Annotated in this window: 11 protein-coding genes and 1 pseudogene; 8 read left to right on the top strand and 4 right to left on the bottom strand. The window is 57.1% G+C overall.

What is annotated here, in order from left to right:
- Positions 1-94 precede the first annotated feature (94 nt).
- Positions 95-610 carry a hypothetical protein gene (locus J2X72_RS24345; RefSeq protein WP_310076210.1) on the top strand — a complete coding sequence of 172 codons (516 nt, stop codon included), beginning with the start codon at positions 95-97 and terminating at the stop codon, positions 608-610.
- Between the two features lie 6 nt (positions 611-616).
- On the opposite strand, the gene J2X72_RS24350 is transcribed toward J2X72_RS24345, so the two are convergent.
- Positions 617-1,291 (bottom strand): response regulator transcription factor, encoded by a 675-nt coding sequence (locus J2X72_RS24350; protein WP_210005660.1) that lies wholly within the window; start codon positions 1,289-1,291, stop codon positions 617-619.
- On the bottom strand, positions 1,288-2,682 hold the full coding sequence (locus J2X72_RS24355; RefSeq protein WP_310076213.1) for a sensor histidine kinase: 1,395 nt from the start codon (positions 2,680-2,682) through the stop codon (positions 1,288-1,290). The genes J2X72_RS24350 and J2X72_RS24355 overlap by 4 nt, the downstream gene beginning before the upstream one ends.
- 395 nt (positions 2,683-3,077) lie before the next feature.
- Between J2X72_RS24355 and J2X72_RS24360 the strand changes: the two genes are divergently transcribed.
- The 4 genes from J2X72_RS24360 to J2X72_RS24375 all read left to right on the top strand — a co-directional run bounded on the left by J2X72_RS24360 (position 3,078) and on the right by J2X72_RS24375 (position 9,161).
- Positions 3,078-3,665: a TetR/AcrR family transcriptional regulator gene (locus J2X72_RS24360; protein WP_310076214.1), complete on the top strand. Its 588-nt coding sequence runs from the start codon at positions 3,078-3,080 to the stop codon at positions 3,663-3,665.
- A gap of 70 nt (positions 3,666-3,735) precedes the next feature.
- Complete coding sequence (locus J2X72_RS24365) at positions 3,736-4,950, top strand: efflux RND transporter periplasmic adaptor subunit (RefSeq protein WP_310076216.1); 1,215 nt, start codon at positions 3,736-3,738, stop codon at positions 4,948-4,950.
- A gap of 11 nt (positions 4,951-4,961) precedes the next feature.
- Positions 4,962-8,102: an efflux RND transporter permease subunit gene (locus J2X72_RS24370; protein WP_310076219.1), complete on the top strand. Its 3,141-nt coding sequence runs from the start codon at positions 4,962-4,964 to the stop codon at positions 8,100-8,102.
- A gap of 306 nt (positions 8,103-8,408) precedes the next feature.
- On the top strand, positions 8,409-9,161 hold the full coding sequence (locus J2X72_RS24375) for a hypothetical protein (protein ID WP_310076221.1): 753 nt from the start codon (positions 8,409-8,411) through the stop codon (positions 9,159-9,161).
- Positions 9,162-9,452: 291 nt separating this feature from the next.
- Here the strand turns inward: J2X72_RS24375 and J2X72_RS24380 are convergent, their stop codons facing one another.
- Complete coding sequence (locus tag J2X72_RS24380) at positions 9,453-9,659, bottom strand: DUF465 domain-containing protein (protein WP_310076223.1); 207 nt, start codon at positions 9,657-9,659, stop codon at positions 9,453-9,455.
- Between the two features lie 404 nt (positions 9,660-10,063).
- Between J2X72_RS24380 and J2X72_RS24385 the strand changes: the two genes are divergently transcribed.
- Entirely contained in the window at positions 10,064-10,438 is a 375-nt protein-coding gene (locus tag J2X72_RS24385; protein WP_310076226.1) for a VOC family protein, read from the top strand.
- On the opposite strand, the pseudogene J2X72_RS24390 reads toward J2X72_RS24385, so the two are convergent.
- Positions 10,438-10,703: pseudogene (locus J2X72_RS24390) on the bottom strand (ribonuclease activity regulator RraA); the annotation flags it as partial. The gene J2X72_RS24385 and the pseudogene J2X72_RS24390 overlap by 1 nt on opposite strands.
- A gap of 584 nt (positions 10,704-11,287) precedes the next feature.
- On the opposite strand from J2X72_RS24390, the gene J2X72_RS24395 reads away from it, so the two are divergent.
- Together J2X72_RS24395 and J2X72_RS24400 are read left to right on the top strand one after the other, a co-directional pair.
- Positions 11,288-11,710 (top strand): hypothetical protein, encoded by a 423-nt coding sequence (locus tag J2X72_RS24395; protein WP_310076228.1) that lies wholly within the window; start codon positions 11,288-11,290, stop codon positions 11,708-11,710.
- 2 nt (positions 11,711-11,712) lie between these two features.
- The coding region (locus J2X72_RS24400) for an OmpA family protein (protein ID WP_405044774.1) at positions 11,713-12,295 on the top strand (583 nt) is incomplete at its 3' end.

Here is a 12,295-nt window from a genome sequence, read left to right on the forward strand (position 1 = left end):
TAGGGGCAGAAAAGTTGAAATTCTGTATCGTTGCACGTCATGCCACGGCGCCATAGAATTCGGCAGGTTCGAGATAGTTGGTAAGGTGAAAGTTTTGACTTCGACAGACGTCCGTTCAAACTCAATGGCCAGCCGGGTCGTGGGCACAAGCCGCGTCTTGATAGTCCTTCTCGGCCTGTTGCTCGGGGTCTTCGGTCCAACCGGCAATGCCTGGAGCGACAAGGGTTCGAGTTCCGGGGGGAGCTCCGGTTCAGGCTCAAGTGGAGGCTCGGGCAGCAGTGGTTCAGGGTCTGGCGATAGTGGCTCAGGATCGGGCTCAAGTGGGGGCTCCGGCAGTAGTGGTTCAGGCTCCGGCAATAGTGGATCGAGCAATTCCGGCTCCGGATCCAGCGGGGGTGGTTCGCACGGTTCTGGTCCTGATTATTCAGGCGGTGACAGATCGGGTGCAATATCGGGTTCCGAGAGACAGGAACGGACCTATCAGGGCGGATGGAGGGAACGCATTCGCAATGGCCGATACGAGATCTTCGATCCGGCGGGCCGTCGCGTTATCAACCGGAAGGCAAACCCGGCCGATGGGATTCGCATTAATCAGGCCGGTTCGCGCTGACCTGTTTCAGGATTGTGCTCGGGCCTCCCGCAACAAAAGGGCTGCTTCGGTACGGTTACGCACCTGCAGTTTCTGCAGGATGCTTGTCATGTGGTGCTTGATGGTTTTTTCCTGCAGGCCGATTTCCCGTGCGACTTCCTTGTTGCTTTTGCCGTTAGATACCAGACCAAGAATTTGCTCCTCGCGCGGTGTTAGGGAGTGGATGGCGTCGAGATTGTCTGAATCAGTTTGATTGAGCCCAACCTCGGCGCTGGAGCTACGCATTTCCGTCAGAATGCGTGCGGCAAGCGCTGGCGACACATAGCGCTCACCGGCAATAACATTCTGGATGATTTCGCAAAGGGCTGCTGCCCTGACGCCTTTCAGAACATAGCCGTGCGCCCCGCTATGCAGGGCCTGGAGTACATCCTCATCATTTTCGGAGACAGTGAGAATAACGACTTTCAGGTCAGGGCTCGTTTCGAGAATGCTCAGAAGGGCGTTCAGCCCACCACCCGGCATTGAAAGGTCAAGCAACGCCACATCCGGCCGTAACTCGCTGACCAGGCGGACAGCATCGCCGGCGCTTGAACCCTCGCCAACCACCATGAATCCATCCTGCTCGGACAGGCTGACCATGACACCCTGCCGAAAAAATGGATGATCGTCTATGACGACAATTCGGATACTTGCGTCGTTCATGTGTCCTCCGCTCCTGGTATGTGCATCGTGACTGTCGTACCGCGGCCCGGCGATGATTTGACCGTAAACGTCCCACCCAGCCCAGCCAACCGTTCTTCCAGGCCCGTCAGTCCGAGACCCTTGTCAGGACGGGTGGCATCAAAGCCCTGGCCCTCGTCGGAGACCGTCACACTTAACCCGTCTTTGGTCGACGCGGCGATGACTTTCTGTGCGATCCCGTTGGCATGGCGAAAGGCGTTGTTAAGCGTTTCCTGGACAAATCTGTAGACGCCAATCTTTTCCGCTTGGTTCAAATCAGGCAAGTTATCGCTGCTTTGGAAATTGACGGTCGTTCTGGTCCTGCTTTCGTGACCCTTGATCACCCGCTTCAGAATCTCCTCCGTAGTGAGATCATCTAGTTCCGGCAGCATCAGGCCGTGACAGATATTACGGACCTCTCGCAACGCTTCCTCCAGCGAGTTCGTCACGTTTTCCAAATCGGAACCTGCCGCCGTCCCCTTGAGCGCAGTTTCGAGACGCAGGCAGGCCAGAGCAATGAGCTGGGCGGGACCATCGTGCAGCTCAGCCGAAATGCGCCGGAGATACTGTTCATTGAGTGTCGCGGTACGGTGCGCTGCCTTCTCGGCACGCAATCGAAGAGATCTGTTTGAATGCAGCAGGCGATTGAGCTCGTCGAACCTGTCTCGCAAGACTTCCCCCTGCCGCGCGATCAATCGGCTGCCGCGTGCAACAATCGCGAACAGAATCCCCAACATGGCCAAGGTCACCAGGCCGACTACGAGCCAGCTGCGTTTGCGGGCAACCGCAAGATCAGCTTGCAGATCCGATGCTATCTCGTAGAACTCTGCTACGCCAATAACGCGACCCGACCATGGTTGCCGGATCGGGCTATATATCTCGAGGAGGGGAATTCCTTTGGCGCGCTCCGCCGCATTTTCGGCACTGTCGAGTTGATCGAATTCCGCCTGGACCGCGCCGGCGAGGGCTCTCCGGAGACGATCGGTCATTGGGAATTGTCGACCAACAATATCCTGTTGGTTGCTGAATTCCACGGTGCCATCAGGCTTCCATATCTTGAAGGAGACAAGCTTGTTTCCTAGCACGCCTTGGCCCAGTGTCTCTGTCAAAGCCAGCCGGGCACCTTCTCCAAGCGTTTCGGAGTCGGCAAGTTCCTGCGTGAGAGGTGCGATAATGCTGTCGACGTAAAGGGCAGTGGCTGCGGCCGCATTGCGGGTGACGGAATCTTCTATGCGGGAGGTGACCCAGAACGCGATGACTGTCATGCCGAGTATCAGCACCATAGTGGCAGTCAGGATGAACTGGCGGGCGAGACTCATCCCCCCAAACAATTCGGGTGGGTCTGCGGGCGCCGATTTGGCGAAGGTCGTCATCAGCGTTCGCTCCTAGCGACAGTAATTTGGATCTGGTTGTATCGCCAAGGCGACCGTGATTTGGGTTAACACTTCAGCACCTCGACTTATTCGTTGCGGGCTATGATCGCCGAGGACAGGCGGCTTAGCCAGTCTTTCGACCCAGAGGCGGACAATCCGCTTCCGGCCTGCGAGCGGTCATTCGCGTATCATTCCGGCATTTGAGTTGAGAAGTCGCAGCATAGGGCGCCGGCGCCGACATCGGGCACCCCGCGTTTTGCCACAGCGCGACCGCTATCTAATCGGAGCGCCGTGTTCACGTTTGTGAGATTGGCCGGCTTGTCAGTTGACATACCGTGCTTTTGCAGATTACCAACCAACTGGTCGGAAATTACGCAAGTGCGAGATTGAGCAACGTGGGTCGAAAGCGTGTCATTGATCAGGAAGAGATTTTGAATGCCGCGGAAGCTGTCGTCGTTCGCGATGGCGCTGCGCATCTCACTCTCGATGCAGTGGCCGAACAGGCCGGGATCAGCAAAGCCAGCGTCATCTATGACTACAAGTCTAAACAGGCCTTGATACAGGCTGTCATCGAGCGCCGTGTCGCCAATGACAAGGCCCTTATCCAGGAACTCACGGACAGTCTCGGCGATGTTCCGAGCGCGCTTATGCGCGGCCGCATCCTTGCATCCTCCGAACCGCCGCTGGACGATGCGCGCGCCGTCGCAGTCAACCTTTGTGCCGCGCTGGCGCAGGACGCCGACCTGCGCTCCGGCATCCAGGCGGAGCAGGCGAGCAACATCGCCAGCATTCTGAAGACATCGGAAAGTCCAAGAGGCGCGCTCCTCGCTTATCTGGCGCTCGAGGGTCTGAAAATCCTTGAATATCTTGACCTTCATACGTGGCCGGAAAACGAGCGCCGCCGCATTTTGCGCGAGATCAACTGGCTGGTCGACGCCTTCCCTCAACCAACCACCGAAGAACCAGAGGTGCTGGCTTCCTAGACGTCCCGCCCCCCGCCCGATCCATTCCAATCGTCATCCTCCCAAAGATGAATCTCACGGAAGCCAACTCATGACCGCGACCAGACTTGCCGCCCGTATTGCCATATCCCTGTTCCTTCCTCTGTTCGCCGCCGCTTGCAGCGAATCTCAAAGTGCCGGAGACAAACCTGCCACCCCGCCCCCTTCTCCGGTGAGCTTCGTCACGGTCAAGCCGGCGTCGATCCCGATAACAAACGAGCTTCCAGGCCGCATTACGCCAACACGGATTGCCGAGGTGCGTCCACGCGTCTCGGGCATCGTGGTGGAGCGGGTGTTCGAACAGGGTAGCATCGTCAAGCAGGGCGACGTGCTCTACCGGATCGATCCAGCCCAGTTCCAGGTCCAGGTACAAAGTGCCGAAGCAACGTTGCTGCGGGCGAAATCCGTCCAATTGCAGTCGCGCCAGCAGGCGGATCGCCAGAATTCGTTGAAGTCGAGCAATTTCGCCAGTGCTCAGGCGCTTGACAATGCGGTTGCAGCCCTGGCCCAGGCGGACGCCGACGTGGCCGGCGCAGAAGCAAACCTCGCAGCGGCAAAGTTGAACCTGCAATATGCCGATGTCCGGGCACCGATCAGCGGGCGGATCGGCCGCGCCCTGATCACCGAGGGCGCGCTGGTCACCGCGAATGGCACGGAAAACCTCGCCACGATCCAGCAGCTCGATCCGGTCTACGCCGACTTCACCCAGTCATCGACCGAACTGATACGGTTGCGACAGGCGGTTGCCTCGGGTTTGCTCAGCACATCGGCCGACGGCGCGGCGAGCGTCAAACTGAAGCTCGACGATGGCAGCGACTACAAGGAGCCGGGACGTTTGCTGTTTTCGGAAGCAGCGGTGGATGAAACGACCGGCCAGGTCACTTTGCGCGGGGAATTTCCCAATCCGGACGGCGATCTGCTTCCCGGGATGTATGTACGGGTACAGATCGAACAGGGTATGCAACAGAACGCAATCGCCGTGCCGCAGCAGGCGATCCAGCGCGATACGGGCGGCAACGCGCAAGTCTATGTCATCGGCGACAAGGACGCGGTTTCGCTCAAGCCTGTCCGGGTTGGCCAGATCGTCGGCCAGGAGATCATCGTTCAGGACGGTCTGAACCCTGGTGACAGGGTGATCGTCGAAGGGTTTCAGAAGCTTAAGCCCGGCGCCACCGTGAAACCATCGCCTTGGTCGAAGGACGGTAAACCTTTGCTCGAAAGCAAGGACATACAGCCCAACGCCGCAACCAAACCAAACGCTGGTTAAAGGCCGCTCCCATGCCTCAGTTTTTCATTGAACGGCCCATCTTCGCATGGGTGGTCGCGATATTCATCATGCTGGCCGGGGTGATCTCGATCCCGTTCCTGCCGGTTGCGCAATATCCGAGTGTAGCGCCGCCGCAAATCTCGGTCAGCACAACCTATCCCGGTGCGTCGCCTGAAGACATCTACCAGAGCGTCACGCGGCCGATCGAAGAAGAGCTGAACGGTGTCGAAAACCTGCTTTATTTCGAATCGACTTCGGACTCGGCCGGCCGTATCAGCATCAACGCGACATTTTCCCCGGGCACCGACACCGGACAGGCTTCCGTGGACGTGCAGAATGCCGTGCGCCGCGTCGAACCGCGCCTGCCGCAGATCGTTTCGCAGCAGGGTATACGTGTCGACAAGGCCGGCAGCGGCTTCCTCATGCTTGTCGCGCTGAGTTCGACAGACGGTTCGGTCGACGCGGTCGGTCTTGGCGACTATCTGAGCCGCAACGTGCTCAGCGAGATCAAGCGCATTGAAGGCGTCGGCAGCGCCCAACTTTTCTCTACGCAGCGCTCCATGCGTGTCTGGATCGATCCGGACAAGATGATTGGTCTGAACCTTACCGCTGACGACATCACCAAGGCCATCACTGCACAGAATGCGCAGGTTGCGGCCGGCCGTATCGGCGCTCAACCAAACCCGATATCACAGCAGATCTCGGCAACGGTGCTTGTACGGGGCCAACTTACCTCAACCGAAGAATTTGGGTCTATCGTGCTACGCGCCAACCCGGACGGTTCGTCGGTGCGTCTGCGCGATGTGGCCCGCATCGAGATCGGAGCGGAAAACTATAATTTCTCGACGCGTCTCAATGGAAAGCCGAGTGCTGCCATCGGCGTGCAGCTCTCCCCGACCGGCAATGCCCTTGCCACCTCCACGGCGGTACGGGCGAAGATGGAAGAACTGGCGCGTTATTTCCCTGCCGGGCTGCAATACTCCGTTCCCTATGACACCTCCCCCTTCGTCAAGGTTTCCATCGAAAAAGTCATCCATACGCTGCTCGAGGCCATCGCGCTGGTCTTCGTGGTGATGTTCCTTTTCCTGCAGAATTTCCGCTATACGGTCATTCCGACCCTCGTGGTGCCCGTTGCATTACTTGGTACCTGCGCCGTGATGCTGGCGACAGGGTTTTCGATCAACGTGCTGACCATGTTCGCCATGGTCCTCGCCATCGGAATTCTGGTCGATGACGCAATTGTCGTCGTTGAAAACGTCGAGCGGATCATGGCTCAGGAAGGGCTCCCCCCCAAGGAAGCCACCAAGAAGGCCATGAAGCAGATCAGCGGCGCCATCATCGGCATCACGTTGGTCCTGACCGCTGTGTTCGTTCCCATGGCATTTTTCCCCGGAGCTGTTGGTATTATTTACAAGCAATTCAGCCTGACGATGGTCGTTTCGATCCTGTTCTCGGGCTTCCTTGCACTTTCGCTTACACCGGCGCTGTGCGCGAGTTTCCTCAAGCCGATCCCTAAGGGGCATCATGAGAAGAAAGGCTTCTTCGGTTGGTTCAACCGCGGCTTCGACAAGACGTCACATGGCTATTCGTCGACGGTAGGCTGGCTGATCGGTCGCTCCGGGCGTTTCATGATCATCTATCTGGCGCTTCTCGCCGGTCTCGGCTGGGCGTTTATCCAGCTGCCCTCCTCGTTCCTTCCCAATGAGGATCAGGGCTTTGTTCTGGTCGATATCCAGACCCCGCCGGAATCCAGCGCCAACCGCACGCGCGGTGTCATCGAGCAGATCGAGAACACATTCTCGAAGGAAGCAGCTGTCGATCGCCAGGTCATGATCAGCGGCTTTAGCTTTTCCGGAGCCGGCGACAATGCCGCTCTTGCCTTCGTTACGCTGAAGGACTGGAGCGAACGCGACGCCAATAATTCGGCTGCAATCATCGCGGGACGCGCCAATGGAGCGTTGTCGCAGATCAGGGACGCGGTTTCCTTTGCCCTTTCGCCACCGCCAATCCAGGGCCTCGGCACGTCCAACGGCTTCACGTTCCGCCTGCAGGACCGTTCGGGTCAGGGACAGGCCGCCCTGGCGGCTGCACGCGATCAGCTTCTGGCCGAGGCGGCGAAGAGCAAGATCGTGACGGGCCTGCGCGTGGAGGGCATGCCAGACTCGGCGCAGGTGAACCTCGTTATCGACCGCGAAAAGGCGAATACGTTCGGCATGACATTTGCCGATATCAATTCGACGATCTCGACCAATCTCGGGTCTTCCTATGTCAATGACTTTCCGAATGCCGGACGTATGCAGCGCGTGCAGGTACAGGCGGACAGCGGCAACCGCATGAAGACGGAAGACCTGTTGAAACTCAACGTCCGCAACGCCAATGGCGGCATGGTGCCCCTTTCGGCATTCGCCCACATCGAATGGTCGAAGGGTGCGGCGCAGATGGTTGGTTATAACGGCTATCCTTCCGTCCGCATCGGAGGGCAGGCAGCGCCCGGTTATTCTTCCGGTGCGGCCATTGCCGAAATGGAACGGCTGGCATCGACGTTACCTGCGGGCTTCGGTTATGAGTGGACCGGACAGTCGCTGCAGGAAATCCAGTCCGGTTCACAGGCTCCATTCCTGATCGCGCTTAGCATCGTCTTCGTGTTCCTGCTGCTCGCGGCACTTTACGAAAGCTGGTCGATCCCCATCTCGGTGATCATGGTGGTTCCGCTCGGGGTCATCGGCGCGGTCGCTGCTGTCATGCTGCGGGACATGCCGAATGACGTCTATTTCAAGGTCGGCCTCATCGCCATCATCGGTCTATCGGCCAAAAACGCCATTCTGATCATCGAGTTCGCCAAGGATCTGCGTGCTGAAGGCAAATCGCTGATGGAGGCAACCATCGAGGCGGCGCATCTGCGTTTCCGTCCAATCATCATGACATCGCTGGCATTCACCCTCGGTGTCGTGCCACTGGCGATTGCAACCGGGGCAAGCGCCGCAAGCCAGAACGCCATAGGTACCGGCGTTCTCGGCGGCATGATCTCGGCGACCGTCCTTGCGATCTTCTTCGTGCCGGTGTTTTTCGTCTTCGTGATGAATCTCTTCGGAGACCGAAAGAAAAAATCCGAGACCTCGACAATAGATCCGTCTCCGGCTCCGGCGGAATAGGCAATGACCGTCCTTGCTCCCGCAAAACGAAAGTCTCCAAAGCCGATAAGCGCGGATGCCGAAAAGTTTGTAAATCCCCCTTCGAAGACTCGCCTTGAGAGGACTGGACCCACTCAATGAACCACCTCATTTGAGAATACCGAGGGAGATTCTTCAGATCGCCTCGAGCGCCTCACAACGATTTGCCTCGAAATTGCTCTGTTGCACCGCATTTGATCGAATGGATTAAGGCCACGTTTGGCAGAGCGATTTTATAACCGTCTCATGAAGCCATCGATAACTGTACGGTCCTTTCCTGAACTCAACTTGCGCCGCAACGAAAGAATTGGCTTTGGCCCCTACTTGATGCTGGAGACTCTGCCGTGGTTATTGTTGGCAACGGCGATGCGTCTCTATGTTTTAACGTTGCCTGACGGGCTTTCGCTGCTTGGTTTCTTCGTGGTGCACGTTCCGGTGTTCATCGCGTTTCTGCTCGCAAGCCAGAAGATGGTAAGGTTGACGGGAGGATCAACCGCGCTTGAGCGGCTTTCGTTCCAACGTCAGCTGTCACTGAGCTGGGCGGTGCTTTGGCGACTTTCGCTCCTGTTCTTTTGCACCGTCATATCAACCGTTCTGCTAGGAATGAACAAATACTCGGCGTCCAAGTTCTGGCTTGGCTTTGATGGTGTCGTGTTTGTATGGGGTCAGGGTTTTTTGCCTTTTTGGAGTGCCCTGATTGCGGCCATCGTATTCATAATGGTCGTTGAAAAGGGGCTTGATCGAAAGCCGAGCTTCCTTGCGGTTCTTCGCCAATTTGTGGCAAGATGGAAGCAGCTGACGAAGGCTATCGCAGTTATTGGTTTGGTTTTCGTCGGATGCACTTTCGTTCAGTTTTTCTTAGGCAGACTTGTGTGGGCCGCAGGTGAACCGTTAGCGCTTCCGTTAGGAAGAAACCTGCTCTACATCGGTTTCCTCGCCGGTGTGTCCTACGTGCGGCTGTGGTTGGCGATAACCATTCTGACCTATGCTGTTAGGGCTTCGTATCGACAACAGTCGCCGCAGGGTGACGGTAAGATTTAGGAGGTCGGCTGCTGGAGCACAGGTCTCAATTCCGCCTATTCGTTTACAAGTATTATTCCATGAGCAGCGCGCGCGTATCCTGATTAAATAAGGGCTTGGGTGAGGAAGTGAGGCGCGCTGCGTAGCCAGTCGATTAGCGCTCCAGCAGAATGTCCGGCAGAACCAAACATCCAACCGTCGCTGCTGAGTAAGATATTGCAACCCCAAGACCCTGTCCCACCGAGCGCCCAATGGCCTGCAAAGGTTTGGAGTTGCGGTGGTTCATGTGTCGCAGGATTGCTGAGGATCAGCTCAACGTTGGGTGCGGGATGCGAGCCTGTGTTTTGTTGCAGCTTCAACTTCAAGATCTACGATCTTTTCTTTCAACTGCAGCTTTTCTTTTTTCAGCTGGGCAATGGGAAGACTGTCAACTGACGGCGCTGCCTCGAGCGCCGCAACTTCCTGCTCAAGCTCTTCGTGTTTGCTGCGAAGCGATTCTAGATGATTTTCGATGGACATGAAGCATGTTCCTTCTGCTCGTTGTTGGATGACCTAAACGGGGCCAGGAAGGTGCCATTGGACACGGCACTGCTATTAACGTGGGGACGAGCGAAGGCTCGCGCAAGCAATCCGCTGAAACCCGGTGTACCACGCGCGCCCACAGCTGTTCGATTGCGGATTCTTGTCACCTTTGCCGGGTCAGGCCACGTGTCCTGCGGGCTTACACAATGGGGCGCTGCTCTCCTGACTCCCACTCCCCTTGTTCCTTGCCATCAGGGGCTGAGACATGCCATTAAGGTCTTAGACGCAAAGCGGGCGCGACGCATTACTCAGTATCGCAAGCAGATATGGCAAGGCGCGGCAGGCGGCATGCTCTCCGGTTACCTTCTCGTCAGGCAGGCCCTCACACTCATGGAGAACTCATGTTTGACCACGTCAAATTCGGAGCCAGCGATTATTCAGCGAGCAAAGCGTTCTTCCTCAAAGCACTCGAACCGCTCGGCGTAGTGGTTATCTCGGAGGGGCCACCGGCGTACGGTGTCGAGCTTAGCCCAAAGGGCAAAGCATCATTGTGCCTCTACCAAACCAAGGAGAAGCCGGCGCATCTTCATTTGGCGTTCACGGCCGACAATCGCCAGCAAGTCGAAGCATTCTACCGCGCGGCTCTGGAGGCGGGTGGCAAAGACAATGGTGCGCCGGGTCTGCGCCCGCACTACCACGCGAATTACTATGCAGCTTTCGTGATTGGTCCGGACGGCCACAACATCGAAGTGGTTTGCCACGAACCCGAGGCCTAGCCGATTGGGACGTCGATATCGTAGGCTTGGTGATGGGTCAGGTTGGTTGGAGCCGGAGGACGATTATGGTAGGCGTGAATAGTTAAATTAGCGATCTCGGGACTGTCGCGGAAACCTCCATCAGTAACCACACCTGCCACACCTCGCTTGCAGCCTTGATATCAACACTGGGCCAGCCGAAGCTGCTCTCGCATCTTTACGGCTTTTTCATCACCAGGACAGCTCCCTCCGGACATTTCTCTACCGCGGCGCGCTGCGGATGTTGGGCGCCCAAGCTCGAAATCATAGTCGGTGAGATCTGCCGGCCGCAGCACTGACCGTCATTCCAATATTTAGACGCAAGTGACCAAGCTGTGAAGTTTTGCTGCGTCCGGCACCTGCAGCAGTCCCATGGACAAGCCTCTGAGTTGCCTGTGTATTCCGGCCCGGAAGAGACGGGATGCAAATGGTGGGCCCGGAGGGAAGCCAAGTTTGTCTATACTTTTCAACGATCTAACTAACCGTGATGCTTCGGCTGTGTAGCAGGTAGTCGAACATTTCGTCAACGACGGCAACAATCTGACCGTCAATCTGGGTGCGGGACACGGCACGCTATCAAGGATGTAGACGTTGGGCCCGGCTCAGCAGACGCCGTGTTGGACGAGTTCGTCTCAGATGATTTTTGCTTCACGGCACTCAACGCACCGCGTCCCCCAAGCCAGGACAATTCTGATGTTGGGTCGGGAATCCGTCCGTATTTAGTTGTAGGTTACTGTAACATACTCCCTCACGCGTGACGTGTTGCATAGGGTTGAAGAAGGGTTTTGGTCGGGAGCTACCGGCCGTCAAATGCAACGGGGGTCATACGCAATGAATAGACTTGGATTACTCGGTGGAGCGATTGTCGTCGCTTCATTATCCTTAGCTGGGATTGGTCGAGCCGACACCATGAGCTACGCCGATGCGGTCACCGCGCTTGCCAAAGACTGTGGCGCGGACATCAGGAAGGTTTGCAGAGGCCTCAATCTAGGCAACAACCAAATTCAAGACTGCCTGCAGAAAAACGAAGCAAAGGTTTCGCCGACCTGCACCTCCACGCTAGGGCAGGTGACCACTTCGATCCAGCAGCGTCAGGCGGCGCAGACGGGGTTCTTCAAGATTTGTGCGCACGATGCCGCGCAGTACTGTGGGGGCGTTAAAGGCGAAGGCAATATTCTTGCCTGTCTGTTGAAGACGAAACGGGTCGATAACGGCAAATGCAATCAGGCGATCACAGATGCAGGATGGCGTTGATCATGACCAAACTCAAGGGAAAGAAAATGTTCATTCGTCAACTTTGTGCCGGTGTGGCACTGAGCCTACTGCTGGCCGCGGGCGGAGCGTCGGCTCAGCAACTCAGTAATCAGCAGCTGATCAGCAGTCTGAGCCAGATCGCCAAGACGGCGCCCATGATTGATCCGGCTTTGCTCACTCAGGAAGCCAATGCCAATGTAGGCAAAGGCGTCGCCGGCCAGCCGAGCTGGAGCCAACTCGCCAACCTGTCGCAGTTGTTGGTGGAAATTGATTTCGAGAATGATTCCATCGCCATCGAACCAAAGTCGTACCGGACGATTGGCCTTATCGCTGATGCCCTGCATCATCCCAATTTGATGTTTTACAAGTTCCTGGTCGTTGGGCACACCAGCTCGACGGGTGATGCCAAACATAATCTGAAGCTCAGTCAGGAGCGCGCCCACGCGATCACAGAAGCCTTGGCGACGACATTTGCAATACCACGCAACCGGCTCTATTCGGTCGGTGTGGGTCAAGAGATGCCCGTAGATCCGGCTGACCCGAAGGCCGCCGCCAACCGGCGCGTGCAACTGATCAACCTTGGCC

Origin of the sequence: Phyllobacterium sp. 1468 (assembly GCF_031455525.1) — a bacterium.
Lineage (GTDB): Bacteria > Pseudomonadota > Alphaproteobacteria > Rhizobiales > Rhizobiaceae > Phyllobacterium.